This window comes from Streptomyces sp. HUAS MG91 (genome assembly GCF_040529335.1).
Lineage (GTDB): Bacteria > Actinomycetota > Actinomycetes > Streptomycetales > Streptomycetaceae > Streptomyces > Streptomyces tabacisoli.
Window position 1 is genome coordinate 7,661,482 of the sequence record NZ_CP159534.1, and the last position, 25,038, is coordinate 7,686,519.

Sequence of the window (25,038 nt, forward strand, 5' to 3'; positions counted from 1 at the left end):
GCCGTCCCCGCGAGGGTGACGACCCGTCAGGCGTGTGGTGGCCGTCGATGGTCGAGGGGAGAGGGCCGGGGCCCGCCGCGTCAGACGGCGCGCAGATGCGCGGGCTCCCGGTGCTGCTCCGCCACCAGGGTCAGCAGCGGGCGCCAGTCCTCCAGCACGCCCGCGTCCAGGCCGACCACCTTGCCCGCGTCGTCCGCCTGACGCAGCTCCACGGCGTCCGCCCCGTGCGGATCCGCCTCGAACGCCGCCACCTCGGCCGGTGTCATGGGGCCGCCCTGCGCGTCCAGCGTCAGCGCGCTTTGCGCCGACAGGGCACGGGACGGCTCGACCGCGGCCAGATACCGCTTGGCCGGGACATGAAGGCGTATCAGGTGCGCGACCCGGGCACCCAGCAGCCCGCGCACCGCGTCCGCCGCGGTCTCCGCGTGGCCCGCGTCGTCACCGGGGCGCAGCAGATGCCCCAGGTCGTGGACCAGGCCCGCCACCTGCAACTCCTTGTCGCTGGGATGGGAGCGGCGCAGCAGCGCCGCCGTCTGCAGGGCGTGGTCGTGCAGATCGACGGGATCGCCGCTGCGGTCGGGGGTGTCCCACGCGTCCCGGCAGGCGTGCAGCGCGGCCATCAGCTCGTCGACGGTGCGCAGAATGACCCGGTCCATGGATGACTCCTCCCGAAGATCTTGCGAGGCCTGTCCGGAAGCAGACCATGCGGACCTGACCGACCGGTCAACGGGACGTTAACGCCCGCGCACGGTCCGGCGCGGCGCCGCCCGGCGGCCCAGCAGGGCACGCCCGCACGGGTGTTGTGCGTCGCGGACGGCGCACCGGCGCCGGTGAGGCAGAATTGGCGCGTGCCCCGCCTCGCCGTCCCCGCGCTCCTGGTGACCCTCCTGGTCGCCGTGCTGGGCTGCGCCCAGGGCACCGGCGGCGGGCCGACGGCGTACGCGCCGGTGACGGCGGCGGCCGAGCGGGCCGTCCCGGACACTCCGGGCTGCGCCCCCGAACAGCAGCACGCCCCCGACGGCCGCCAGGGTGTGCCCTCGCGCGGCACGTCCGCGCACGAACTGCTCGCCCCGCTCGCACACGAACACGGGAGCGGGCCGACGGCCGTCCTCGAAGGCATCGCGCCCACCGTCCCCGCGGGCCGCGGCCCGCCCCGCCTCGACCCCCCGTCACCGGTCGAACTCTCCGTCCTGCGCGTGTAGCAGACACGGTTCCTCCCCGTGTCCGCTCCCCACCCCCTTTCACGCAAGGACGACTTCGGCATGCCGAAAAACCCCGACACCACCACCTCTTCCAAGAGCTCTTCGAAGGCCCGCCCCCTCGCTCTCGTCGCCGCCGTCGCGGTGGCCGCGGCCCTGCTGGGCACGGTCTCGTACACCGCGACCCGCCCCGAACCCCGCACGGACAGTTCCCGGCAGGAGACCGCCGCGGGACAGCAGCCCGACGACGCCACGGCACACCTGGCGAAGCTCGCCCGGCGCGACGCCGACGACCGTCTCGCCCAGGGCAGGGCCGACGCGCCCGTCGTCCTCATCGAGTACGCCGACTTCAAGTGCGGCTACTGCGGGAAGTTCGCCCGCGACACCGAACCCGGCCTCGTGAAGAAGTACGTCGACGAGGGCGTCCTGCGCATCGAATGGCGCAACTTCCCGATCTTCGGCGCCGAGTCCGAGGCCGCCGCGCGCGCCGCCTGGGCCGCCGGACAGCAGGGCCGCTTCTGGGAGTTCCACCGCGCGGCCTACGCCGAGGGCGTCAAGGAGCGGGGCTTCGCCGCCGGCCGGCTCGACGCGCTCGCCCGCGAGGCAGGCGTCGACGACCTCGACCGGTTCCGCACCGACCGCGACAGCGCAGCGGCCCGCGCGGCCGTGAAGAAGGACCAGAGCGAGGCCTACGCGCTGGGCGCCACCTCGACCCCGTCCTTCCTCGTCAACGGGCAGCCCATCGCCGGGGCCCAGCCCGATGCCGCGTTCGAGCAGGTCATCGAGGCGGCGAAGGCGCGGGCCGCCCGGTGAGCGACATCGGCTACCTCGCGGCGTTCCTCGGCGGGCTGCTCGCCCTGCTCAGCCCGTGCAGCGCGCTGCTGCTGCCCGCCTTCTTCGCCTACTCCATCGACAGCCCCACCCGCCTCGTCGCCCGCACCGGCATCTTCTATCTCGGGCTCGCCACCACCCTCGTACCGCTGGGGGCCGCGGGCTCGTACGCGGGACGGTTCTTCTACGGCAACCGGGACCTGCTCGTCGCGGCCGGCGGCTGGCTGATCATCGCGCTCGGGGTGCTCCAGATCGCCGGGCGCGGCTTCGCCTCACGGCGGATGAGCGAGCTGTCCGGCCGCATCCGCCCGACCGGAGCGCTGTCCACGTACGCGCTCGGCGCCGTCTACGGCCTCGCCGGATTCTGCGCGGGCCCGATCCTCGGCAGCGTCCTGACCGTGGCCGCGCTCGGCGGACACCCCGTGTACGGCGGACTCCTGCTCGCCGTCTACGCGCTCGGCATGGCGGTACCGCTGTTCCTGCTGGCGCTGCTGTGGCAGCGCTGGGACCTGGGGCGGCGGCGCCTGCTGCGCGGGCGGCCGGTGCGCCTCGGCCGCTTCGAGACGCACAGCACGACCCTCGCCTCGGGGCTGTTCTTCATCGTCCTCGGCACGCTCTTCCTCGTCTTCGACGGGACGACCGCGCTGCCCGGACTGCTCGACGTGGACGGCTCGTTCGCCGCGGAGCAGTGGGCGCGCGACGTCGGCTCCCACGTCCCCGACGGGGTGCTGCTCGCGGCCGTCGTCGCCCTGGTGGGGATCGTCCTCGTCGTACGGGCCTGGGGCCGGGGCCGGCCGCGCGCGGTGCCGGACGAGAAGCCGGTGCGTCCCGCGGATCCCGCGGGGAACTGAACAACCGGTCCGTCCCGCGCGTATCTTCCCGTGTCACCAACCGGCTCGCCGTCCGGGCGAGCCGGGCTCGGGCTCCGGGAGGCCTGCTTGCGTCGCGTCAACGGCACCGCCCTCATCCTCGCCGCCCTGGTCGCCACCGTCGGTGCCCTGGCGTTCCCGATCTGGTCCTACGCCAGCCGGTCGGGGACCGGGCAGGCGAACCTGAACGCCGCCACCGTGGCCACCCAGTGGGGCCCGCTGTCGGCCGCCGACCGGGACTTCGTCGTGCGCGTCAGACTCGCCGGCCTGTGGGAGATCCCGGCGGGCCAGCAGGCCATGGAGCGCGCGCCGACGAAGGCGATCAGGGACGCGGGCGACCACCTCGTCGTCGGACACACCGACCTCGACCAGCGGGTGCGCTCCGTGGCCGAGAAGCTCGGCGTCGAGCTCCCCAACCAGCCGAACGCGCAGCAGCAGGGCTGGCTGAAGGAGCTGACGGCGGCGAGCGGCAAGGACTATGAGCGGAAGTTCGCCAATCTGCTGCGGGACGCGCACGGAAAGGTCTTCGCGCTGCTGGCCCAGATCCGCCACACCACCCGCAACTCACTGGTGCGGGAACTGGCCACCGACGCCAACCAGACCGTCCTCGACCACATCACGATGCTGGAGAACACCGGTGACGTGGACTTCGACGCGATCGCCAACGAGGCGGCGAACAGCGCGACCGCCAGTCCGACCGGCCCGCCGCCGCCGAACGGACAGGCTCCGGACACCCCGGATCCCGCCCGGCCCACCGGCTCGCCGGACGCGACCTCACGCCCGTCGGCCGAGACGACACAGGACCAGGGCCGCACGATCAACACCGACCGCCCCGCCCCCACCTCCTGACCCGCGCGTTCCGCGGCACGGCGCCGCCGGAGGCAAATCCGGTCGCGCGGAAACGGACCGACATGGCTGAATGAACACCTGACGACTCGCGAGAGGACGACAGAATCCAGCCCCATCGAGCGGACCCCCGCTCATTTGGTTAGTCTGTAGCCGGACGGTTACCGCACGTGGGTCCCACCCGTACCCATGGTTCCGTCCGGGGAGAGGCCGGTCACCACGGCCGATCCCACCAGCGCAACCGGCGCCACCGCGCCCGAACTGGCCCTCTACTCACACTCGATCGGGCGTCCGGTGTCCTGCGTGATGCTGGCCGGTGACGCCGGATCGGGTTACCCGACACACAAGGAGTGCGCGGTGACACCAGAGAAGACCAATCGCGAACAGCGCCCGACGGAACGCACGGAGCGTGCCGCTCGCAGGCCGGAGAAGCTCGGCAGCCTGGACGTCTGGGCCCGCTCGGCGCCCATCCGCCTGGCCGGCTACGAGGACGACCTCGCCGAGCCGCACATCCTGCCCAGCGTCGACTGAACTTCGGGGTAGCGCCGCCCTGAGCCCGTCGCCCGCACTCCTCGATGACGAGGGGTGCGGGCGAGCGGGTTTCCGGAGCGGCATCCGGCGCTGTTCCGGCGGCGAGGCGGCGTGCGAGGATCGACGGCAGGCGAACACGAACATCTGTGCCTGTACCGGGAGAGAGCCTTGAGCGCGCACGACCCTTCTGCGACCCGCGGTGGCGACGGGACCACGGCCCCCGCGTGCTGCGCCGCACCGCGCGGCTCGGCGGACCCCGCGCCGGCGCCCCGCACCCTGACCGTCCCGGCGCGCGCCGAGGCCCCGGGCAAGGGCATGGTCACCCTCCCCGGCGGCACCTTCCGGATGGGCAACGAGGACGAGCGGGCCAACCCCGGCGACGGCGAGGGACCGGTCCGCGAGGTCACCGTCTCCGCGTTCCGCATCGACGAACACGCCGTCACCAACGCCCAGTTCGCCACCTTCGTCAAGGAGACCGGACACGTCACTGCCGCCGAGCAGTTCGGCTGGTCGTACGTGTTCGCCGGCTTCCTCACCCCGCGGCAGGTGCGCGCCACCCCGGCCCCGGCCGCGACGCCGTGGTGGCGCGGCGTCGAGGGCGCGACCTGGCGTGCCCCCGAGGGGCCCGGCACGGGCGTCGGGGACCGGGCCCGGCACCCCGTCGTCCACATCAGCTGGGACGACGCCGACGCCTACGCGCGGTGGGCGGGCAAGCGGCTGGCCACCGAGGCCGAGTGGGAGTACGCGGCCCGCGGCGGCCTCGACCAGGCCCGCTACCCGTGGGGCGACGAGCTGACGCCGCGCGGCCGCTGGCGCTGCAACATCTGGCAGGGCGACTTCCCCCGGGTCAACACCGGCGACGACGGCCACCTCGGCACCGCCCCCGTCGACGCCTACCGCCCCAACGCCCACGGCCTGCACAACATGGTGGGCAACGTCTGGGAGTGGGTCGCCGACCGCTTCACGGCCACGCACACGTCCGCCCCGGCGACCGACCCGCGAGGCCCCGAGGAGGGCGAGAACCGGGTGATGCGCGGCGGCTCGTACCTGTGCCACGACTCGTACTGCAACCGCTACCGGGTCGCCGCCCGCACCAGCAACACCCCGGACTCCAGCAGCGGGAACTGCGGATTCCGGTGTGCCGCCGATGTCTGAGTGACGCTCCGCCTCAGCCGAACACCCGCTGACCCCCCACGAAGGTCTGCTCCACCTTCGTCGCGCCGATCTCCTCGGGCGGCCCCGCGAACGGATCGCGGTCGAGCACCACCAGATCCGCCAGGAACCCCTCGGCGATCGTGCCCGTCTCGTGGTCGAGGTGGTTCACGTACGCGCTGCCCGCCGTGTACGCGGTCAGCGCGTCCAGCAGACCGATCCGCTCCCCGGGCAGGAAGACCGGCGTACCTGCGGGCGCCTCCGGTGCCACCCGGTTCACCGCCACATGGATGCCCTGGAGCGGATCGGGACTGCTCACCGGCCAGTCGCTGCCCGCCGCGAGCGTCGCCCCCGACCGCAGCAGCGCCCCGAACGGGTACTGCCACGCCGCCCGTTCCCTCCCCAGGAACGGGATGGTCAGCTCGTCCATCTGCGGCTCGTGCGCCGCCCACAACGGCTGCAGGTTCGCCGTCGCGCCCAGCGCCCGGAAGCGGCCGATGTCGTCCGGATGCACCACCTGGAGATGGGCGAGGTGCGGCCGCGTGTCCGTCCGGCCGTTGGCCCCGCGGGCCGCCTCCACCGCGTCCAGCGCCTCGCGCACGGCCCGGTCGCCGAGCGCGTGGAAGTGCACCTGGAAGCCGTGGGCGTCCAGCTCGGTGACGTACTTCTTGAGGTCCTCCGGCGGGACGAAACTGATCCCGCTGTTGTCGGACACACAGCCGCAGCCGTCCAGGTAGGGGGTGAGCAGCGCCGCCGTGCCGTTCTCGGCGACCCCGTCCTGCATGATCTTCACCGTCGTCGACCGGAGCCGGCCCCGGGTGCCCGCCGCGCGCCGGGCCAGCAGCTCCTCGATCTGCTCGGTGCCGCGCGCCCGGTCCCACCACAGCGCCCCGACCACGCGCGCGGTCAGGCTGCCGTCGTCGGCGCACGCCAGATACGCGTCGGTCGGGTCGGTGAGGTTGGCGTGCTCGCCGAGCAGGGCGTCCTGCCAGGCGGTGACGCCGAGGGAGTGCAGGAGCGCCTGGGCGCGCAGCAGCCCCGCGACACGCTCCTCCCGGGTGACCGCGGGCACCAGCCGGCCGACGAGGTTCGCGGCGCCCTCCTGGAGCATGCCCGTGGGGGAGCCGTCCGGGTCGCGCTCGATCCGGCCGTCGGACGGGTCGGGCGTACGGGCGTCGAGTCCGGCCCGCTCCAGGGCCAGGGAGTTGACCCAGGCGCCGTGATGGTCCCGGTTCACCAGGTAGACCGGCCGGTCGGGGACGAGGACGTCCAGCTCTGCGGCGGTCGGCAGACCACCGGGGAAGGCCTCCATGGCCCAGCCGCCCCCGGTGATCCACTCGGCGTCGGCGTGCGTCCGGGCGTACGCGGTGATCGTCTCCCGGTACTCGGCGAGCGTCGTCGCCCCGCTCAGATCGCACTGGCCCATCTCCAGGCCGCCGCCGACCGGGTGCGCGTGCGCGTCCTGGAAGCCCGGGACCAGCAGCCTGCCCGCCAGGTCGACGACCTCGGTGCGCGGGCCGATCAGCTCGCGCACCTCGTCGTGACCGACGGCCACGACGCGCTCGCCGCGCACGGCCACGCTGGTCGCCCGGGACCGGGCGGGCGAACCGGTGTGGACCGGGCCGCCGGTGAGGACGAGATCGGCGGAGGTGGTGTCGGACATGTGCGGGAACTCCTTGCTTCGGTACGGGTGGGACAGGACCTGCGGACCGGGCGGGTCTACGGGACCTCGGTGGCGGCCAGCGGGACGGCGTCGGCGTCGGTGCCCCGCCCGGTGGCGAAGTAGGGCGAGCGGCGGCGGTACTTGGCGACGGCCGCCATCACGAGCCCCGACAGCAGGATCGCCGCGGGCACCGACAGCATGAACCAGCCGTTGTCGGGGCTGAGTTCGAAGTGGTCGCTCATCGTCGCGTAGTCGCGTCCGAGGTAGACACCGATGCCCAGCAGGGCGACGCCGCTCAGGCCCGGTGCCACGACAGCGCGCAGTGCCTCACGCGGCGCGGTGCGCAGCATCGCCCGGAAGCGCACCGCACACGCGAGCGCCGTGAGGCCGTAGTAGAGGGCGACCACGAGACCGATGGAGTTCACGGCCGCCAGGATCATCTCGTTCAGCTTCGGGATGGCCAGCGCCAGCAGGGCCACGGCCGCCGAGATCGACGTGACGAGGACGGTGCCGATCGCGGGGGAGCCGTAGCGCGGGCTGACCTTCGTCCACACCTGGCCCATCGTGCGGTCCCGGCCCATCGCCAGCAGGCCGCGGGCCGTCGGGATGACACTGGACTGGAGCGAGGCCACCGCCGAGAACAGCAGCGCGAGCAGCGGCAGGCTCGCCCACGGCTCGTCCGCCAGCTTCGCCCCCAGGTACGTGAGCGCCTGCGGGCCCTGCTCCATCAGCTCGGACAGCGACATCTCGCGCTGGAAGGCCACGGACCCGTACAGGAACAGCGCGAGCATCGTGAACAGGGCGATGAATCCGCCGCGCCCCGCGTCCCGTACGTCGTTGGTCTCCTCGGTGACGCTGAACGCCGCGTCCCAGCCCCAGAAGAAGAACACCGCGAGGACCAGGCCCTGGGCGAAGCCGGTGCCGTCGTGCACGGCGAACGGGTTCAGCCAGGACCACTCGAAGCCGTGCGAGCCGGTGACCAGCGCCCAGCCGCAGAAGCCGAGCAGCACCGCGTACTCGAAGACCAGCAGCCACGCCTGCAACCGCGTCGCCTTGCGCACCCCGGTCACGGCCGTGACCGTGACCGCGGCCAGGACGACCAGCCCGACGACGGTGGACAGCGCCGTCGAGTTCGGGTCGAGCCGCAGGCCGCCGACCGAGTCCAGATGGGCCTTGTTCGCGAACTGGAGGAACACCGAGCCGGTCACCGCGCTCGTGTACGCCATGAAGATCAGGGTGCCGACCAGGGTGACCCAGCCGGTGAGGAAGCCCAGCCAGGGGCCGAGCGAGCGGCCGACCCACACATAGCCGCTGCCCATGTTCCGCTCGACCCGGTTCAGCCGGGCGTACGCCGTCGCGATGCCGAGGATCGGCACGAACGCGACGAGCAGGATCGCCGGCGCCTGCAGACCGACGGTCGCGGCGAGCGAGCCCATGCCGATGCCGATGCTCGTGGTGGCGGCGGTGCTGGAGGCGGCGATGGCGATGCCGTCGACGACGCCGAGGGAACGACGCAGGCCTGGCGGTTCACTTCTCATGGACAGACTCCTGGGACCGGAGAACGGGAGGTGTGGGAGGAGGCTGCGATCAAACCGGCCTTGTCAACATTGCGTCAATGGTGTTGACATAAGAACGACGCGGCCCGGCAATGTCCGGGAGGAAGGGGTGCACACGGTGGCTGACGGGCGGATTCCCGCGGAGCGGCGGCGCCGCAAGCCGACCCGGTCGGGGGTGCTGCTGTCCGAGGACGTGATCGTCGACTGCGCGCTCCGGCTCGTCGGGCAGCACGGGCCCGACGCGCTGAGCGTGCGGCGGCTCGGCGCGGCGCTCGGGTGCGACCCGAGCGCGCTGTACCGGTACTTCCACAACACGGACGATCTGCTGCTCGCCGTCGCCGACCGGATCATCGGTGACGCGATGGCCGGGTTCGAGCCCGACGGCATGCCGTGGCGGGACGCGCTGCGGGAGATGGCGCTGCGGATCCATCGGGGGTACCGGGAGCAGCCGCGGGTCGCCGCGCTCGCCGCGTACCGGGTGACGCGGCGGGCCCATGAGTTCCGGGCCGTGGACGCCGGGATCGGGTTGCTGCGGCGGGCCGGGTTCTCGGACGCCGATGCCGTCCGGCACTATTCGGCGTTCGTGGACACCGTGCTGGGGCATGCCGCGCTGGACGCCGCGCATCTGGCGTTGCCCGTGGAGCGGCGGGAGGCCGACGACCGGGCGTGGACCGGGGTGTACGCCGAGCTTTCGGATGCGGGGCATCCGCATCTTGCCGCTGTGCGGGGGGTGCTGCCGCTGATGGGAGGCAGTTCATTCGAGACCGCGCTGGAACTGGTGCTGGCCGCGCTTGTTGCGGCGGCGCCAGGGGGGTAGGGGGGAGCGTTGCCGGGTGCGGGTTGCGTCGTGGCCGGTCGCGCAGTTCCCCGCGCCCCTGAGATGCGCACTTCGTGCGCCATCTCATCAACAGAGGCGCGGCGGAGCCGCAGCCTCTGAAGGGGAGGCTGCGCGCAGCGCATGCCTCAGGGGCGCGGGGAACTGCGCGACCAGCCACGACGCCACCCGCAGGCGGGGAACCACCCCTCAGCCCAGCTGACCCCGCAACCAGGCCTCCACCTCGCCGACATGCGCCGCGGCAGCGGCCCGCGCGGCCTCGGGGTCGTGTGCCACGAGCGCCCGGTGAATACGGGAGTGCTCCCGCCGGGTCCGCTCGAACGCGCCCTCCTCCTGATACCCCCGCCACACCCGCGCCCGGAACGTCCGCGACGAAAGCCCCTCCAGGATCGCGGCCATCGTCTCGTTCCCGGCCGCCGCCACGATCGCCCGGTGGAAGGCCAGATCGTGCGAGAGGATCTCCTCGGGATCGTCGGTGGCCTCCATCGCCGCCAGGTGCTCCTCCACCTCGGCGAGCTGAGCCCGGGTGATGCGCGCCGCGGCGAGCGCCGTCGCCGTCGACTCCAGGATGCGGCGCACCTCCAGGAGTTCCACGAGCTGCGGCCCGCGCGACAGGTCGGCGACGACCCCGAAGGTCTCCAGCAGGTCGCCGGCCTCCAGCTGGGTGACGTAGATGCCGGAGCCGTGCCGCGCCTCCAGGACGCCGAGCACCGTCAGCGCCCGGATCGCCTCCCGCATCGACGAGCGGGAGATGCCGAGCTGCGCCGCCAGATCGCGCTCCGTGGGCAGCCGTTGGCCCGGCTCCAGACGGCCGCCGCCGATCATCGCCTTGATCTGTTCGATCGCCCGCTCCGTGACGGTGCCCCGCTGGGGTGCGGTCTGCTCCACGATGACGTCCTCCCACACAGGATCCGCTGCCGGATGCCGCGCAGTCTAACCAGCCGAGTGGTCCGACCACTACCGAGGTGGTCCGACCTTTCTGGGGTCTCGGGGACATAAATACCGAGAAACTTGCCGCCGAAGGGTGTCGGCGGAGCGAAGTGGTCTGATAAATCTCTGGGCGCGGCCGGTGCCTGGACGGGCAGGAACCGGCCCGTCCCCCCCCATGACCTCCGGAGCCGAGGAGCGGTCCGATGACTGGCACCACGAAAGGCACGAAGAGTTCGAGAGCCGCGCAGGGTACGAGTCGTCGGGCGCTGCGCGCGGCGGCCCTCGCGGGATGTGTCGCCCTGGCCCTGAGCGCCTGCGGCAGCACGAAGGACGACGCGGCGGGTTCCAGTGGCGCGGGCGGCGACGGCACCGGCAAGGTCGGTGTCATCCTGCCGCTGCTGACCTCGCCGTTCTGGCAGTCGTACAACGACTACGTGCCGAAGATGGCGAAGTCCGAGGGCGTGGACGCGCTGAAGACCGTCAACTCCAACAGCGACCCCTCGCAGCAGATCACGGACATCAACAACCAGCTCAACCAGGGCGTCAAGGGCCTGGTCGTGGCCCCGCTGGACAGCGCCGCCATCGCCGCCGGGCTCGACCAGGCCGAACGCAAGGGCGTCCCGGTCGTCGCCGTGGACGTCGCGCCCGAGAAGGGCAAGGTCGCCATGGTGGTGCGCGCCGACAACGTCGCGTACGGCGAGAAGGCATGCGACTACCTCGGCGGGCAGGTGACGTCCGGCAAGGTCGTGCAGATCATGGGTGACCTCGCGTCGGTCAACGGCCGCGACCGGTCCAAGGCGTTCCGCGACTGCGTGAAGAAGAAGTACCCCAAGCTGAAGGTCCTGGAGATCCCCGCCAAGTGGGAGTCGGACACCGCCGCCTCCAAACTGGACACCCTCCTCAACGCCAACCCCGACATCAAGGGCATCTACCTGCAGGCGGGCGGCGTCTACCTCGCGCCGACGCTCCAGACCCTCAAGTCCAAGGGAATGCTGAAGAAGGCGGGCACGGCCGGGCACATCACGATCGTCTCCAACGACGGCATCCCGCAGGAGTTCGACGCGATCCGCAAGGGCCAGATCGACGCGACCGTCTCCCAGCCCGCCGACTCGTACGCCAAGTACGGCATGTACTACATCAAGGCGGCCATGAAGGGGAAGACGTTCAAGCCCGGGCCGACCGATCACCACTCCACGATCGTCGAGCTGCCCAGCGGCACCCTGGAGGACCAGCTGCCCGCACCGCTGGTCACCAAGAAGAACGTCGACGACCCCGAGCTGTGGGGAAACACGGTCAAATGATCTCTTCCACAGCGTCGTTGGTCGAAGCCGACGGCATCGCCAAACGGTACGGGCCCACGGTCGCCCTCGCCGACGGGCGGCTGACCGTGCGCGCGGGCGAGTCCCACGCGCTGGTCGGCCGCAACGGCGCGGGCAAGTCCACCCTCGTCACCATCCTGACGGGCCTTCAGGCGCCGGACGCGGGAACGCTGTTGTTCGACGGTGAGCCCGCGCCGCCGCTCGGGGACCGCGCGGCCTGGCGGGCCAAGGTCGCCTGTGTCTACCAGAAGCCGACCGTCGTCCCCGAACTGACCGTCGCCGAGAACCTCTTCATCAACCGGCAGCCCGAGGCCCGCCACGGCTTCTTCAGCTGGAAGAAGCTGCGCGCGGAGGCCGACCGGCTGCTGCGGACCTGGGACATCCGTGTCGACCCCGACGCCCGCACCGCCGACCTCAAGGTCGAGGACCGTCAAATGGTCGAGATAGCCAGGGCGTTGAGCGGCGGCGCCCGGTTCATCGTCCTCGACGAGCCGACCGCGCAGCTCGACAACAAGGAGATCGAGCGACTCTTCGCCCGGATGCGCGCGCTCCAGGAATCCGGCGTCACCTTCCTGTTCATCTCCCACCACCTGCAAGAGGTCTACGAGGTCTGCCAGACGGTCACCGTGCTCCGCGACGCCCGCTGGATCACCACCGCACCCGTCGCCGAACTGCCCCGCCCCGCACTGGTGGAGGCCATGGCGGGCGAGGCAGTCGCCGAACAGGCGGCCGCCGCGGCGGAGGCCGTCGTCGAACAGGACGGGGTGGACGCCCCGGTGGTCCTCTCCGTCGAGGGGCTGACCTCGGACACGTACACCGGCGTCGACCTGACCGTGCGCCGCGGCGAGGTCGTCGGCCTCGCCGGATCCAGCGGCAGCGGCAAGATCGCGCTCGCCGAGTCCCTGGCCGGACTGCACACCCCGGCCTCCGGCACCGCCCGGATCGACGGCGCCCCGCTGCCGTTCGGCGACGTCTCCGCCGCGCTCGCCGCCGGAGTCGGCTGCGTCCCCCGCGACCGCCACGACCAGGGCCTCGTCACCGGCATGACCATCGGCGACAACGCCACCCTGTCCGTCCTCGGGCGGCTCGGCCGGCACGGATTCGTGGGCACCGACCGCAGGAGATCCGTCGCCCGGGACCTGATCGACCGGCTCGACATCCACACCGAAGGCCCCGACCAGCCCGTCTCCGACCTGTCCGGCGGCAACGCCCAGAAGGTCGTCATGGCACGCGCCCTCGCCTCCGACCCGCACCTCCTCGTCCTCATCAACCCCACCGCGGGCGTCGACGTGAAGTCCAAGGAATCGCTGCTGCGCCGCGTCGACAGCGCCCGCGACGACGGCACCGCCGTGCTCGTGGTCTCCGACGAACTGGACGATCTGCGGCGCTGCGACCGGGTGCTGGTGCTGTTCCACGGGCGGGTCGTCGCCGAGCACCCGGCGGGCTGGTCCGACCACGAACTCATCGCCTCCATCGAGGGAGTGGACCGTGACTGATCTCATGCCACGGGGTTCCGCCCCGGACCCCGCTCCTCAATCGCCGGAGAGGCTCGAAAAACCCCCAGCCGGCGCCCCCGCGGTCAAGACCGTGCTGCTGCGACGCGCTCGCGAACTCGCCCTCGTACCGGCCCTGTTGCTGATGCTCGTCCTCGGCTCGGTGCTGAACGACGCGTTCTTCACCGAGGCCAACCTCATCTCGATCCTCAGCGCGTCGGCCGCCATGTCGATGGTGGTGCTCGCCGAATCCCTCGTCCTGATCAGCGGAAAGTTCGACCTGTCCCTGGAATCGGTGGTCGGCATCGCCCCCGCGGTCGGCGCGCTGCTGCTCCTGCCCGTGGCGCAGTCCGGCTTCGGCACCGAGTTCCCCGCCTGGCTGGCGATCCTCGCGATCCTCGTCGTCGGCGCTGCCATCGGCGCCTTCAACGGCATCCTGGTGGTGAAGCTCAAGCTCAACGCCTTCATCGTCACCCTCGCCATGCTCATCATCATGCGCGGCCTGCTGGTCGGAGCCACCAAGGGCAAGACCCTCTTCGGCCTGCCCGACGCGTTCTTCGCCCTGGCCACCACCACGTTCCTGAAGGTCCCGATGTCGGTCTGGGTGGCCGGCGCCTGCTACCTCGTGGCCGGCCTGCTCCTCAAGTACCACCGCTGGGGCCGCTCCCTGTACGCCATCGGCGGCAACCGGGAGGCGGCCCGCGCCGCCGGCATCCGGGTCGACCGCGTCATGCTCGGCGTCTTCGTGCTCGCCGGGGCGCTCGCCGCCGTCGGCGGCATCATGCAGACCGGCTACGTGGGAGCCATCGGCGCCAACCAGGGCAACAACTGGATCTTCACCGTGTTCGCCGCCGCCGTCATCGGCGGCATCAGCCTCGACGGCGGCAAGGGCTCCCTGCTCGGCGCGCTCACCGGCATCCTGCTGCTCGGCGTCGTCAAGAACATGCTGACCATGGCGCAGGTGCAGTCCTTCTGGATCGACGCCATCTACGGCGGAATCATCCTGCTCGCGCTGATCATCGCCCGTCTCACGTCCGGCAGAGCCCAGGACTGATCTCCGCCCCCGCCCCGAAAGGCACCCCGTGTCCCCAACCACCCCGCGCGTCACCGCGGTCGACACCTACGACATCCGCTTCCCGACCTCCCGGGAACTCGACGGCTCCGACGCCATGAACCCCGACCCCGACTACTCCGCCGCCTACGTCGTGCTGCGCACCGACGCCGCCGACGGACACGAGGGGCACGGCTTCACGTTCACCATCGGCCGCGGCAACGACGTCCAGGTCGCCGCGATCCACAGCCTGCGCCACCACGTCGTCGGCCGCCCGGTCGACGAGCTGTGCGCCGACCCCGGCAGCCTCAACCGCGACCTGATCGGCGACAGCCAACTGCGCTGGCTCGGGCCCGAGAAGGGCGTGATGCACATGGCGATCGGCGCCGTCGTCAACGCGGTGTGGGACCTCGCGGCCAAGCGCGCCGCGAAGCCGCTGTGGCGACTGCTCGCCGACGCCGAACCCGAGTGGCTGGTCTCCCAGGTCGACTTCCGCTACATCGCCGACGCCCTCACCCCCGAACGGGCCCTGGAACTGCTCCGCTCGGGCCGCCGTGGCGCCGCCGAGCGCACGGCGGACCTGCTGGCCCGCGGCTACCCCGGCTACACCACGTCCCCCGGCTGGCTCGGCTACAGCGACGACAAGCTCGGCCGGCTCGCCCGGGAGGCCGTCGCCGAGGGCTTCACCCAGATCAAGCTGAAGGTCGGCGCCGACCTCGACGACGACATCCGCCGCTGCCGCACCGCACGCCGGGTCATCGGCCCCGACATCCGGATGGCCATCGACGCCAACCAGCGCTGGAACGTCGGCGAGGCCATCGAATGGACCCGCGCCCTCGCCGAGTTCGACCCCTACTGGATCGAGGAACCCACCAGCCCCGACGACGTCCTCGGCCACGCCGCCGTCCGCCGCGCCGTCGGCCCCGTCAAGGTCGCCACCGGCGAACACGTCCAGAACCGCATCGTCTTCAAGCAGCTCCTCCAGGCCGGCGCGATCGACATCCTGCAGATCGACGCCGCCCGCGTCGGCGGCGTCAACGAGAACCTGGCGATCCTGCTGCTCGCCGCCGAGTTCGGCGTCCCCGTCTGCCCGCACGCGGGCGGCGTCGGCCTGTGCGAACTCGTCCAGCACCTGTCGATGTTCGACTACGTCGCCCTCTCCGGCACCACCGAGGACCGCGTCATCGAGTACGTCGACCATCTCCACGACCACTTCGTCGACCCGGTCGTCATGGCCGGCGGCCACTACACGGCCCCCACCGCGCCCGGCTTCTCCGCCACCATGCGCGCCGAGTCCATCGCCGAATTCACCTTCCCGGACGGCGGATTCTGGGTCCGCGACCGCGCCGGGCAGCACGAGCCCCACACGAACGGAGCCGCAGCATGAGCGACACCTTCAAGGACTTCGACGGCCTCAGGGCCCTCGTCACCGGCGGCGCCTCCGGCCTCGGCCGCGCCACCGCCGAACTCCTCGCCGCCCGCGGCGCCGCCGTCGCCGTCCTCGACCGGGACATCACCGCCGTCGACAAGCCGCTGCGCGGATACGCCGCGGATGTCACCGACGACGAGACCGTACGGGCCGCCGTGGCCGCCGCCGTCGCCGACCTCGGCGGGCTCGACATCCTCGTCAACAACGCGGGCATCGGCGCCCAGGGCACCGTCGCCGACAACGACGACGCCGAATGGCACCGCGTCCTTGACGTGAACGTCATCGGCATGGTCCGCGTCACCCGCGCCGCCCTGCCCGCGCTGCGCGCCTCCGAGCACGCGGCCGTCGTCAACACCTGCTCCATCGCCGCCACCGCGGGCCTGCCGCAGCGCGCCCTGTACTCCGCGTCCAAGGGCGCCGTCCAGTCCCTCACCCTCGCCATGGCCGCCGACCACATACGCGAGGGCATCCGCGTCAACTGCGTCAACCCGGGCACCGCCGACACCCCGTGGATCGGCCGCCTCCTCGACCGGGCCGACGACCCGGCCGCCGAACGCGCCGCCCTCGAAGCCCGCCAGCCCACCGGCCGCCTCGTCTCCGCCGAAGAGGTCGCGGGCGCCGTCGCCTACCTCGCGAGCCCGCTCTCCGGCGCCACCACCGGCACCGCCCTCGCCGTCGACGGCGGCATGCAGGGACTGCGGCTGCGCCCCGCGGGACAGTGACCCCGATGCGCACACGCACCCTGGGCCGCACCCGCGTCCCCGTCACCGCACTCGGCTTCGGCGCCGCGGCGATCGGCAACCTCTACACCCCGGTCGGCGACGACGAGGCGCACGCCGCGCTCGAAGCCGCCTGGGACGCCGGCATCCGCTACTTCGACACCGCCCCGCACTACGGCGTCGGCGTGTCGGAGCGCCGCGTCGGCGCGTTCCTGCGCACCCGGCCGCCCGGCTCCTACACCCTGTCCACCAAGGTCGGCCGGCTCCTGGAGCCCACCGGCGACGCGGGCGCCGGGGGAGACGACAGCGCCTCCGGCTTCGCGACCCCGGCCGCCCACCGCCGCGTCTGGGACTTCAGCGCGGCGGGGGTGCGCCGCTCCCTCGAGGACAGCCTGGAACGGCTCGGCCTCGACCGGATCGACGTGGTCTACCTCCACGACCCCGACGACCACGCCCGGCAGGCCTTCGGCGAGGCCTACCCGGAGCTGGAGCGGATGCGCGCCGAGGGCCTGGTCGGTGCCATCGGCGCGGGCATGAACCAGGCCGCGATGCTCACCCGGTTCGTGCGGGACACCGACGTCGACGTGGTGCTCTGCGCGGGCCGCTACAGCCTCCTCGACCAGCGGGCCCTGCACGAACTGCTGCCCGCGGCCGCCGGGCGCGGCGTGTCCGTCGTCGTCGGCGGCGTCTTCAACTCGGGTCTGCTCGCCGACCCGAAGCCGGGCGCCACCTTCGACTACGGCCTCGCCCCGGCCGACGTGGTGGAGCGGGCCCTGGCCTGGCAGGACCTCGCCCGGCGCCACGGCACCACCCTGCGGGCCGCGGCCCTCGCCTTCCCGTACGGGCACGAAGCCGTCACCGGCGTCCTCGTCGGCACCCGCTCCGCCGCCGAAGTCCACGACACCGTAAGCCAGTTCACCTCCACGGTGCCCGCCGCGTTCTGGCAGGAGGCCCGCGCGGAGCACCTGCTGCCCGCCGACGTCCCGACCCCCGCACCCCCGACACAGGAGCAGCCCGCGTGAGAGTCGCCCTGCACACCAAGGTCCGCGCCGACCGCGTCGCGGAGTACGAGGCCGCCCACCGCGAGGTCCCCGCCGAACTCGTCGCCGCGATCCGCGCGGCGGGCGCCGAGCGGTGGACGATCTGGCGCAGCGGCACCGACCTCTTCCACGTCCTGGACTGCGCGGACTACTCCCGGCTGCTCGCCGAACTCGACCGGCTGCCCGTGAACATCGCCTGGCAGGCCCGCATGAGCGAACTCCTCGACGTCGTCCACGACTACTCCGCCGGGGGCGCCGATGCCGGCCTGCCGGTGGTCTGGGAGCTGCCGTGACCGGAGTCGTCGACGCCCACCACCACGTGTGGGGCCTCTCCGTACGGGACCAGGACTGGATCACCGGCCCCGAACTCGCTCCCATCCGGCGCGATTTCGGTCTCGACGAACTGCTGCCGCAGGCGCGTGAGGCCGGGGTGACGGCCACCGTCCTCGTGCAGACGGTCCCGGTCGCCGAGGAGACCCCCGAGTTCCTGGCGCTCGCCGCGGACAGCGACCTCGTCGCCGCCGTCGTCGGCTGGACCGACCTCACCCGGTCCGACGTCACCGACGAACTCGCGCGGCTGCGCCAACTCCCCGGCGGACAGCATCTGGTGGGCATCCGCCATCCCGTGCAGGGCGAACCGGACCCGGGCTGGCTGCTGCGGCCCGAGGTACGGCGCGGTCTGACGGCGGTGGCCGACGCCGGACTCGTCTACGACCTTCTCGTGCGGGCGCACCAACTGCCCGCCTGTGTGAAGGCCGCCGCCGAGCACCCCGGCCTCACCTTCGTCCTCGACCACCTGGGCAAGCCGGAGATCGCCGCCGGGGAACTGGACCCGTGGCGTGACCGGATCCGGGCCCTCGCCGCGGTGCCGAACACCGTCTGCAAGCTCTCCGGCATGGTCACCGAGGCCGACCCGGCCACCTGGACCGTCGACACCCTCCGCCCCTACGCCGACACGGTCCTGGACGCCTTCGGCCCCGAGCGTGTCCTGTTCGGCTCCGACTGGCCGGTGTGCACCCTCGCCGCGACGTACGGCCAAGTCCTCTCGACAGCACGGGAGTTGGTCGGCGGGCTCGACGAGGACGTGTTCGCGCGCACCGCAGAGCGGGTCTACCTCAGCCGGGTCGGCGGCAGGAACTCCCGCACGTAGGTCCGCTCCCACCAGGCCCCTGACGCCCGCCGCTCCGCCCGGGTCGTGTACCGGTAGCGGAACACCCGCGCCCGTACGTACCGCGGTGGCGCGTCGGAGAACGGACAGCGGCGCAGCAGCCGCAGCGTGTCCCGGTCGCCCGCGAGGAGCCGCTCCACGAACGGCTCGAACCACGAACGGGCGTACGCGGGCGACAGCGCGGCGAACCACATCATCCAGTCCAGCCGCAGATGATATGGGGCGAACTGCCGCGGCAGCCGGCGCGGATCACCCGGCTTGCCCTTGAACTCGTAGGCCCGCCAGTCCGCTTCGGGCCCCGGATCCGGGTCCGCCGTGCCCTCCACCACGATCTCCTGACGCACCCGGCCCACCGTGCCGAACGCCCCGTACGTGTTCACCAGGTGCAGGGAGTCGTACGACCGGTTCATGGACTGGCGCCGGGAGAGCAGATTGCGCACCGGCCGGACGCTCAGCACGGCGACCCCGCAGGCCAGCGCCAGGACGACACCCTCGTACCAGAGCGGGGGACCGGACAGCCCCGACGGGATCCGTGGCGACAGGCTCGGCGGGAGAGCGAGGACGGAGGCCGCGAGGACCATGGTCAGCCAGTTCAGCCAGGCGAAGTTCCCCGACAGGATCAGCCAGAACTGGGTGACGATCATCAGGGCGGCCGCGCCGGACGCCACCGGCTGCGGCGCGAACAGCAGGAACGGCACGACGAGCTGGGTGACGTGGTTCGCCGCCGCCTCCACCCGGTGCAGCGGCCCCGGCAGCCGGTGGAAGAACCAGCTCAGCGGGCCCGGCATCGGCTGCGTCTCGTGATGGAAGTACAGACAGGTCAGCCGCCGCCAGCAGACGTCACCGCGCAGCTTGATGAGACCCGCCCCGAACTCCAGGCGGAACAGCACCCAGCGCAGCAGGAACAGCACGAGCACCGGCGGCGCCACCTCGTCGTTGCCGAGGAAGACCGCCAGGAAACCGACCTCCAGGAGCAGCGACTCCCAGCCGAAGCCGTACCAGGCCTGCCCGACGTTCACGATCGACAGATACAGCGCCCAGGGCACCAGCCACAGCGCCATCGCGCCCCACAGCGGCAGCAGCCCGTCCACCCCCGCGAGCAGCGCCGCCGCGACGGCCGCGCCGCCCCACGCGCACCCGGCGAAGAACCGGTCGGAGAAGCGCAGCCGGAACAGCGTCGGCGCCCGCCGCCACGGCACCCGCTCCAGGAACCGCGGCACCGGCAGCATCCCGCGCTCCCCGATCAGCGCCCGGAACTGCAGCGCCGCCCCCACGAACGCCACGACGTACAGCGCCGCCAGACCGCGCTGGAACACCAGCCGGCCCAGCCAGGCGGAATCGGACGCCGCGAACCAGTCCACGTCCTCAGTGTGGGCCCCGCCCCGCGCCCGGACCACGACTTGCGGCTCCCGCGCGCCGGGCCCAGAGATGGAGGGACACATCGTTGGTGCACAGGTGGGAGAGCTGCGTGCGCGCACGGATCAGGACCAGAACCTACGTCACGGCCCTCGGCATATCGGCGGCCCTGCTGCTCGCCGGATGCTCCGGGGACGGAGCGAAGAACGCGGCCGACGGGAAGGGCGAGCTGTTCCTCCAGCCCGTCGCCGCCCAGGGCCCCGACCCCTTCACCGACTCCACCGCCACCTCGGACGCGAGCAACCCGCCCGTCACCCGAACGCCGCAACCCGCACCGACCGGCACCCCCTCGGCCACCCAGCAGGGCGCCCGCGAGATCTCCGGCGCCACCCCCGGCCTCTACGGCGGCACCCATGCCCTGGGCAGCTGCGACGTCGAGAAGCAGGTCCGCTTCCTCACCTCCGACCAGGCCAAGGCCGGCGCGTTCGCCGAGGCCGCCGGGGTCTCCACGGCCGACATCCCGGGCTTCCTGCGCGGGCTCACCCCGGTCGTGCTGCGCGCCGACACCCGGGTCACCAACCACGGCTACCGGGACGGCCGCGCCACCACGTTCCAGTCCGTGCTCCAGTCCGGCACCGCCGTCCTGGTCGACGGACGCGGCACGCCGCGCGTGCGCTGCGCCTGCGGCAACCCGCTCAAGCAGCCCGTCGCCCTCAGCGGCAGCCCCAGCCGCCAGGGCAAGGCGTGGAACGGCTACGAGCCGACCAAGGTCGTCGTCGTGACCCCGGCGCCGACGGTCATCCAGAACATCACCATCGTCAACGTCGTCAACAACACCTGGATCGAGCGGAAGACCGGCGACGACGGGCACAAGGACCGGGTCGTCCCCGCGCCCACCCCGACGCCCACACCCCCGCCGAGCGGCACGCCGACGACGCCCCCGACCCCGACGCCGAGCACCACGTCACCGAGCGCGAGCGACTCGACGTCCGAGAGCGCCACCGACACCGGCACGCCGAGCGAGACCACCTCCAGCACCGCCTGCCCCACGGCCACCGCGACCGACAGCCCGTCGCCGTCCCCCTGGCCGTCCGGCTGCCCCACGCCCACCCCGGAGTCCTCGCAGCCCAGCAGCTCCGGCACGGACGTGTCACCGGAGGACTCCAGCGACGTACCCACCAGCGACACCCCGAGCTTCGACGAGCCGTCCGACACCGGCGGGGACACGGCGGGCACCGGCACGACGGACGAGGGCACCGGCCCCGGCACGGTCCCCGACACCCCCGACCGGTCCGACGGCGGCGGCCTGGTCCCGGACGCCTCGGACGGCACCTCCCCGTGACGCTGCGCAGACGTGCGGCCCCCCGGACCTGCGCATAGCGTGGCGTCATGGACGCGGACAGCGGGGGCGGCGAGGAGCCGGGGAGCTCCCTGGGCGGGGAGCCCCCCGGGGACGACTCGCCGATCGGCTTCCTGGAGGCCTACGGGCGCGGTCTGCGCATGGGCAGCTTCGAGTGGGACCTGGCCAGCGGCCTGATGCACATGGACAGCAACGCCCACGACGTGTTCGACCTGCTGCCGCAGGAGTACGACGGGCACCCCGAGAGCCTCGGGACGCGCGTCCCGCGCGGCGACGCGGGCCGCCTCGACGCGATCGTCTCGCAGGCGCTGAAGAGCGGCGAGGAGAACTACGGCGCCTACTTCCGCATCCGCACCCGCGACGGCGCGCTGCGCTGGACCCACACCCGCGGCTACATCCGGCGCGACGACCACGGCCACCCGCGCCGCATCGTCGGCATCGTGCGCGACGCCACCGACGAGCTGAACGACGCCACCGTCCAGCACGAGCGCGCCGTCCGCGCGGCCGCCCGGCGCCGCGAGACCAGCGTCGTGCAGAACACCACCGCCGCCCTCGCGCACGCCCGGACCGTCCGCGACGTCATCGACGTGCTGCGCGAGACCCACGGCATCGAGCACCTGGGCGCCACCAGCTTCGTCATGGGGCTGGTGCGCGCGGGCCGGATCCACCTCGTCGCCGAGGGACCGCGCGGCAGCTTCGTGCCGGGCACCCACGTCACCCGCGTCGACGACCCGTACCCGATGAGCGAGGTCGTGCGCACCCTCACCCCCCGGTTCATCGAGTCGCCGGAGGACTTCGCGGCCTCGTACCCGGTGCTGTGGCCGCACATCACCCACCTCGGCATCCGCTCCGCCGCCTACCTGCCGCTCATCGCGCAGGCCCGCCCCATCGGCGTCGTCGGCCTCCTCTACCACGACCGCAAGGGCTTCTCCGAGTCCGAGCGCAACGTCCTCGTCGCCCTCGGCAGCTCCATCGCGCAGAGCCTCCAGCGCGCCATGTTCTACGAGCAGGAGAAGGACCTCGCCCAGGGGCTCCAGCAGGCCATGCTGCCCCGCACCATCCCCGACGTGCCCGGCGCCGACATCGCCGTCCGCTACCGCTCCGCGTCCCTCGGCCGGGATGTCGGCGGCGACTGGTACGACGTGATACCCCTGCCCGGCGGCCGGGTCGGCGCCGTCATCGGGGACGTCCAGGGCCACGACACGCACGCCGCCGCCGTCATGGGACAGCTGCGCATCGTGCTGCGCGCGTACGCCGCCGAGGGCCACACCCCGGCGACCGTCATGGCCCGCGCCTCCGTCTTCCTCCACGAACTCGACACCGAACGCTTCGCGACCTGCCTGTACGCGGAGGCCGACCTGTCCACCGGCGTCGTGCAGTTCGTGCGCGCGGGCCACCTCGACCCGCTGCTGCGCCGCACCGACGGCATGTGCCGCAAGGTGCCTGTCGAGGGCGGCCTCCCGCTGGGCCTGTCCGCCGAGTTCGGGCGGCTCGAATACCCGGTCACGACCGTCGAGCTGGACCCGGGCGAAACCCTGCTGCTGTGCACCGACGGCCTCGTCGAACAGCCCGGCACCGACCTCGACGACGGGATGCAGGCCCTCTCCACGCTCATCGGCAACGGCCCCGCCGACATCGACCGGCTCGCCGACCGGCTGTGCGGCACGGTCGACGAACGCGGCGGCGACGACGACGTGGCGCTCCTGCTGCTGCGCCGCCGCGGCGCGGGCGCGGCCCGCAGCGGCGGCCGGCTCACCGAGCACGTGCCGCCCGGCGACCCCGACGCCCTCGCCGCCGCCCGGCACATGATCCGCGCCGCCGTCCGCGCCTGGGGCGCGGCCGAACGCACCGACGAGATCGAACTCGTCGCCGACGAACTCGTCACCAACGCCCTCATGCACACCGAGGGCCCCGCCGTCGTCACCCTGCGCGTCCTGACCGGCACCGACCGGCGGCTCAGGGTCGACGTCGAGGACACCTCCAGCGCGCTGCCGCGCCGCCGGGAAGCGGGGGAGGACGGGGTCTCGGGACGCGGTCTGCTCCTCGTCGACCGGCTCGCCGACGTGTGGGGCGTCGAGGCGCGCGGCGGCGGCAAGTGCGTGTGGTGCGAGTTCGTGGTGCCCGCCCGCGGCTGACAGGAGGAGGACCCCATGCCGGAACTGCCCGAGGTCGAAGCGCTGAAGGACTTCCTCGCCGACCATCTGACGGGACGCGAGATCGTCCGCGTGCTGCCCGTCGCGATCAGCGTCCTGAAGACCTACGACCCGCCGCTCACCGCCCTCCAGGGCCGCACGGTCACCGCCGTCGCCCGGCACGGCAAGTTCCTCGACATCGACGCCGACGGACTGCACCTCGTCACCCACCTGGCCCGGGCGGGCTGGCTCCAGTGGAAGGACCGGCTGCCCGACGGCCCGCCGAAACCCGGCAAGGGCCCGCTCGCGCTGCGCGTCGCCCTCGCCACGGGGGAGGGCTTCGACCTCACCGAGGCCGGCACCACCAAGAAGCTCGCGGTGTACGTCGTCCACGACCCCGGCGACGTCCCGGGCATCGCCCGCCTCGGCCCCGACCCGCTCGCCGACACCTTCGACGAGAAGACCTTCGCCGCGCTCCTCGACGGTGAACGGCGCCAGATCAAAGGGGTGTTGAGGGACCAGAAGGTGATCGCGGGCGTGGGGAACGCCTACAGTGACGAAGCCCTGCACGCGGCCAAAATGTCCCCGTTCAAGCTGGCCGCCACCCTCACACCCGACGACGTGCACACCCTCTACGAGGCGCTGCGCACCACCCTCACGGAGGCCGTCGAGCGCTCGCGCGGGGTCGCCGCCGGCCGGCTCAAGGCCGAGAAGAAGAGCGGCCTGCGGGTGCACGGCCGCACCGGCGAGCCGTGCCCCGTGTGCGGCGACATCATCCGCGAAGTCAGCTTCAGCGACAGCTCGTTGCAGTACTGCCCCACCTGCCAGACGGGCGGCAAGCCGCTGGCCGACCGCAGGATGTCCCGGCTGCTGAAGTGAGCGTCACGGCGACGACACCGGCAGCGACAGCAGCCGTCCGCCGCCGACCGCCCGCACCTCGAACCGCGCGATGGCGTCCGGCCGCTGCGCCGCCCCGCCCGTCACCGACACCCGGTCCGTGCCGCCGCCGTGCACCGCCCAGCTCGCCACCGTCTGCTCCGACCCGTCCCGCCCCACCGCTACCAGCCGGCACACCCGCGGCCCGCCCGGATCACGGACGTCCAGGTCGACCTGGCTGCCCCAGCCGCGCCCGTCCGCGGTGAGCCGGGCCGTCACCCCGGACACCGTGTCGCGTCCGCGCAGCGCGAGCGCGTCCCCGCCCACGACCGGATGCCGCAGCGCGGCGCCCGCCCCGGCCGCCGCCAGCAGCGCCAGTGCGGCGAGCGCCGCCCACGCCCGCCGGCGCCCGGCCCGGTGCAGCGCGCCCAGCCGCTCCACGGCCCGCTCCACGAGCGACGACGCGGGCCGCGCGCACCACTCCACGCACGACGGAGTCGCCTGCGCGTACATCGCCAACAGGCCCGTGGTGGGACGCAGTTCACCGATGTACGCCGTGCACGCGGCGCAGTCCGCCAGATGGTCCTCGAAGCGGAACAGGTCCGCCGGGTCGAGAACCCCCAGGGCGTAGGCGCCCGCGTCGCGATGCCGTTCCAGGGACCCCATTGCGTTCCTCCCGCTCT

Annotated in this window: 24 protein-coding genes; 18 read left to right on the plus strand and 6 right to left on the minus strand. The window is 72.8% G+C overall.

Annotation, left to right across the window (positions count from 1 at the left end; translation table 11 throughout):
- Positions 1-80 precede the first annotated feature (80 nt).
- The gene (locus tag ABII15_RS34600) at positions 81-656 is read right to left on the minus strand and encodes an inositol oxygenase family protein (RefSeq protein ID WP_353946223.1); all 576 of its coding nucleotides are present in this window, start codon (positions 654-656) and stop codon (positions 81-83) included.
- 192 nt (positions 657-848) lie between these two features.
- Here ABII15_RS34600 and ABII15_RS34605 point away from each other — a divergent pair, with 192 nt between their 5' ends.
- From ABII15_RS34605 to ABII15_RS34630, 6 genes are all read left to right on the plus strand, one after another.
- Entirely contained in the window at positions 849-1,202 is a 354-nt protein-coding gene (locus ABII15_RS34605; RefSeq protein ID WP_353946224.1) for a hypothetical protein, read from the plus strand.
- Between the two features lie 60 nt (positions 1,203-1,262).
- The gene (locus ABII15_RS34610; RefSeq protein WP_353946225.1) at positions 1,263-2,012 is read left to right on the plus strand and encodes a DsbA family protein; all 750 of its coding nucleotides are present in this window, start codon (positions 1,263-1,265) and stop codon (positions 2,010-2,012) included.
- Complete coding sequence (locus ABII15_RS34615; RefSeq protein WP_353946226.1) at positions 2,009-2,881, plus strand: cytochrome c biogenesis CcdA family protein; 873 nt, start codon at positions 2,009-2,011, stop codon at positions 2,879-2,881. The genes ABII15_RS34610 and ABII15_RS34615 overlap by 4 nt, the downstream gene beginning before the upstream one ends.
- An 87-nt stretch (positions 2,882-2,968) precedes the next feature.
- Entirely contained in the window at positions 2,969-3,748 is a 780-nt protein-coding gene (locus ABII15_RS34620) for a DUF4142 domain-containing protein (RefSeq protein WP_353946227.1), read from the plus strand.
- Between the two features lie 354 nt (positions 3,749-4,102).
- Positions 4,103-4,276, plus strand: a complete 174-nt coding sequence (locus ABII15_RS34625; protein ID WP_353946228.1) for a hypothetical protein — start codon at positions 4,103-4,105, stop codon at positions 4,274-4,276.
- A 168-nt stretch (positions 4,277-4,444) separates the two neighbouring features.
- Complete coding sequence (locus ABII15_RS34630) at positions 4,445-5,431, plus strand: formylglycine-generating enzyme family protein (protein WP_353946229.1); 987 nt, start codon at positions 4,445-4,447, stop codon at positions 5,429-5,431.
- Between the two features lie 13 nt (positions 5,432-5,444).
- Here the strand turns inward: ABII15_RS34630 and ABII15_RS34635 are convergent, their stop codons facing one another.
- Positions 5,445-7,091, minus strand: a complete 1,647-nt coding sequence (locus ABII15_RS34635) for an amidohydrolase (protein WP_353946230.1) — start codon at positions 7,089-7,091, stop codon at positions 5,445-5,447.
- Between the two features lie 56 nt (positions 7,092-7,147).
- Complete coding sequence (locus ABII15_RS34640; protein ID WP_353946231.1) at positions 7,148-8,629, minus strand: APC family permease; 1,482 nt, start codon at positions 8,627-8,629, stop codon at positions 7,148-7,150.
- A 136-nt stretch (positions 8,630-8,765) separates the two neighbouring features.
- Here ABII15_RS34640 and ABII15_RS34645 point away from each other — a divergent pair, with 136 nt between their 5' ends.
- Positions 8,766-9,464 carry a TetR/AcrR family transcriptional regulator gene (locus ABII15_RS34645; RefSeq protein WP_353947294.1) on the plus strand — a complete coding sequence of 233 codons (699 nt, stop codon included), beginning with the start codon at positions 8,766-8,768 and terminating at the stop codon, positions 9,462-9,464.
- A 207-nt stretch (positions 9,465-9,671) separates the two neighbouring features.
- Here ABII15_RS34645 and ABII15_RS34650 read toward each other — a convergent pair whose 3' ends face one another.
- A complete protein-coding gene (locus ABII15_RS34650) occupies positions 9,672-10,370 on the minus strand; it encodes a FadR/GntR family transcriptional regulator (RefSeq protein WP_353946232.1) in 699 nt (232 codons plus the stop codon).
- Between the two features lie 245 nt (positions 10,371-10,615).
- Between ABII15_RS34650 and ABII15_RS34655 the strand changes: the two genes are divergently transcribed.
- From ABII15_RS34655 to ABII15_RS34690, 8 genes are all read left to right on the plus strand, one after another.
- A complete protein-coding gene (locus ABII15_RS34655) occupies positions 10,616-11,713 on the plus strand; it encodes a sugar ABC transporter substrate-binding protein (RefSeq protein ID WP_353946233.1) in 1,098 nt (365 codons plus the stop codon).
- Positions 11,710-13,227: a sugar ABC transporter ATP-binding protein gene (locus ABII15_RS34660; RefSeq protein WP_353946234.1), complete on the plus strand. Its 1,518-nt coding sequence runs from the start codon at positions 11,710-11,712 to the stop codon at positions 13,225-13,227. The genes ABII15_RS34655 and ABII15_RS34660 overlap by 4 nt, the downstream gene beginning before the upstream one ends.
- Positions 13,228-13,369: 142 nt before the next feature.
- Positions 13,370-14,278: an ABC transporter permease gene (locus ABII15_RS34665; protein WP_353947295.1), complete on the plus strand. Its 909-nt coding sequence runs from the start codon at positions 13,370-13,372 to the stop codon at positions 14,276-14,278.
- A 28-nt stretch (positions 14,279-14,306) separates the two neighbouring features.
- On the plus strand, positions 14,307-15,662 hold the full coding sequence (locus tag ABII15_RS34670; RefSeq protein ID WP_353946235.1) for an L-fuconate dehydratase: 1,356 nt from the start codon (positions 14,307-14,309) through the stop codon (positions 15,660-15,662).
- Complete coding sequence (locus ABII15_RS34675) at positions 15,659-16,426, plus strand: SDR family oxidoreductase (RefSeq protein WP_353946236.1); 768 nt, start codon at positions 15,659-15,661, stop codon at positions 16,424-16,426. Before ABII15_RS34670 ends, ABII15_RS34675 begins: the two co-directional genes overlap by 4 nt.
- Before the next feature lie 5 nt (positions 16,427-16,431).
- Complete coding sequence (locus ABII15_RS34680) at positions 16,432-17,445, plus strand: aldo/keto reductase (protein WP_353946237.1); 1,014 nt, start codon at positions 16,432-16,434, stop codon at positions 17,443-17,445.
- Positions 17,442-17,756, plus strand: a complete 315-nt coding sequence (locus ABII15_RS34685; RefSeq protein ID WP_353946238.1) for an L-rhamnose mutarotase — start codon at positions 17,442-17,444, stop codon at positions 17,754-17,756. The genes ABII15_RS34680 and ABII15_RS34685 overlap by 4 nt, the downstream gene beginning before the upstream one ends.
- Entirely contained in the window at positions 17,753-18,613 is an 861-nt protein-coding gene (locus tag ABII15_RS34690) for an amidohydrolase family protein (protein WP_353946239.1), read from the plus strand. Before ABII15_RS34685 ends, ABII15_RS34690 begins: the two co-directional genes overlap by 4 nt.
- Here ABII15_RS34690 and ABII15_RS34695 read toward each other — a convergent pair.
- Complete coding sequence (locus ABII15_RS34695) at positions 18,574-19,992, minus strand: lipase maturation factor family protein (protein WP_353946240.1); 1,419 nt, start codon at positions 19,990-19,992, stop codon at positions 18,574-18,576. The two genes, ABII15_RS34690 and ABII15_RS34695, sit on opposite strands and share 40 nt — an antisense overlap.
- Positions 19,993-20,099: 107 nt before the next feature.
- Between ABII15_RS34695 and ABII15_RS34700 the strand changes: the two genes are divergently transcribed.
- Genes ABII15_RS34700 through ABII15_RS34710 form a run of 3 tightly spaced genes read left to right on the plus strand, consistent with a single transcriptional unit; the run spans position 20,100 to position 24,358 of the window.
- Positions 20,100-21,329 carry a DUF6777 domain-containing protein gene (locus ABII15_RS34700; protein WP_353946241.1) on the plus strand — a complete coding sequence of 410 codons (1,230 nt, stop codon included), beginning with the start codon at positions 20,100-20,102 and terminating at the stop codon, positions 21,327-21,329.
- A 47-nt stretch (positions 21,330-21,376) separates the two neighbouring features.
- Positions 21,377-23,482, plus strand: a complete 2,106-nt coding sequence (locus ABII15_RS34705; RefSeq protein ID WP_353946242.1) for a SpoIIE family protein phosphatase — start codon at positions 21,377-21,379, stop codon at positions 23,480-23,482.
- 15 nt (positions 23,483-23,497) lie between these two features.
- Positions 23,498-24,358 (plus strand): DNA-formamidopyrimidine glycosylase family protein, encoded by an 861-nt coding sequence (locus ABII15_RS34710; protein ID WP_353946243.1) that lies wholly within the window; start codon positions 23,498-23,500, stop codon positions 24,356-24,358.
- 3 nt (positions 24,359-24,361) lie between these two features.
- Here the strand turns inward: ABII15_RS34710 and ABII15_RS34715 are convergent, their stop codons facing one another.
- Positions 24,362-25,021, minus strand: a complete 660-nt coding sequence (locus tag ABII15_RS34715; RefSeq protein ID WP_353946244.1) for a zf-HC2 domain-containing protein — start codon at positions 25,019-25,021, stop codon at positions 24,362-24,364.
- Positions 25,022-25,038 lie beyond the last annotated feature (17 nt).

Coding starts and splice junctions, on each gene's coding strand:
- ABII15_RS34665 (WP_353947295.1), top strand. CDS start 13,370: ATGCTCGTCCTCGGCTCGGTGCTGAACGACGCGTTCTTCACCGAGGCC.
- ABII15_RS34640 (WP_353946231.1), bottom strand. CDS start 8,629: ATGAGAAGTGAACCGCCAGGCCTGCGTCGTTCCCTCGGCGTCGTCGAC.
- ABII15_RS34705 (WP_353946242.1), top strand. CDS start 21,377: ATGGACGCGGACAGCGGGGGCGGCGAGGAGCCGGGGAGCTCCCTGGGC.
- ABII15_RS34610 (WP_353946225.1), top strand. CDS start 1,263: ATGCCGAAAAACCCCGACACCACCACCTCTTCCAAGAGCTCTTCGAAG.
- ABII15_RS34660 (WP_353946234.1), top strand. CDS start 11,710: ATGATCTCTTCCACAGCGTCGTTGGTCGAAGCCGACGGCATCGCCAAA.
- ABII15_RS34715 (WP_353946244.1), bottom strand. CDS start 25,021: ATGGGGTCCCTGGAACGGCATCGCGACGCGGGCGCCTACGCCCTGGGG.
- ABII15_RS34675 (WP_353946236.1), top strand. CDS start 15,659: ATGAGCGACACCTTCAAGGACTTCGACGGCCTCAGGGCCCTCGTCACC.
- ABII15_RS34655 (WP_353946233.1), top strand. CDS start 10,616: ATGACTGGCACCACGAAAGGCACGAAGAGTTCGAGAGCCGCGCAGGGT.
- ABII15_RS34600 (WP_353946223.1), bottom strand. CDS start 656: ATGGACCGGGTCATTCTGCGCACCGTCGACGAGCTGATGGCCGCGCTG.
- ABII15_RS34710 (WP_353946243.1), top strand. CDS start 23,498: ATGCCGGAACTGCCCGAGGTCGAAGCGCTGAAGGACTTCCTCGCCGAC.
- ABII15_RS34680 (WP_353946237.1), top strand. CDS start 16,432: ATGCGCACACGCACCCTGGGCCGCACCCGCGTCCCCGTCACCGCACTC.
- ABII15_RS34635 (WP_353946230.1), bottom strand. CDS start 7,091: ATGTCCGACACCACCTCCGCCGATCTCGTCCTCACCGGCGGCCCGGTC.